The organism is Pseudoalteromonas sp. MER144-MNA-CIBAN-0113 (genome assembly GCF_040308965.1).
Taxonomy (GTDB): domain Bacteria; phylum Pseudomonadota; class Gammaproteobacteria; order Enterobacterales; family Alteromonadaceae; genus Pseudoalteromonas; species Pseudoalteromonas tetraodonis.
In genome coordinates, this window is the sequence record NZ_JBEOOG010000401.1 from 1 (window position 1) to 264 (window position 264).

1 protein-coding gene is annotated in these 264 nt (G+C 36.4%); it reads left to right on the forward strand.

All coding sequences use genetic code 11. The annotated features are described in order from the left end of the window. Positions 1–27: 27 nt before the first annotated feature. Positions 28–264 (forward strand): response regulator (locus tag AAEY57_RS20230; RefSeq protein ID WP_350608690.1); only part of this gene is annotated, 237 nt, incomplete at its 3' end.

Genomic DNA, 264 nt, shown 5'->3' on the forward strand with positions numbered 1-264 from the left:
GTCTTGTATAAGGAGGTGAGCAGTAGAGTGTTAGGTTTTTTTAATGAAGTGCCTAAAGTAAATACTGTGAGTGAACAGTCGCTGGCGGGTATTAAAGTATTAGTTGTGGAAGATAATTCAATCAATCGACTCATAGTTACCAACATACTAGAAAATAGCGGCGCTCAGGTTTACTTAGTTGATAATGGATTAGAGTGCATCCAAACAGTAAAGTTAGAGCCGTTTGATATAATTTTAATGGATATTCATATGCCTATCATGGAC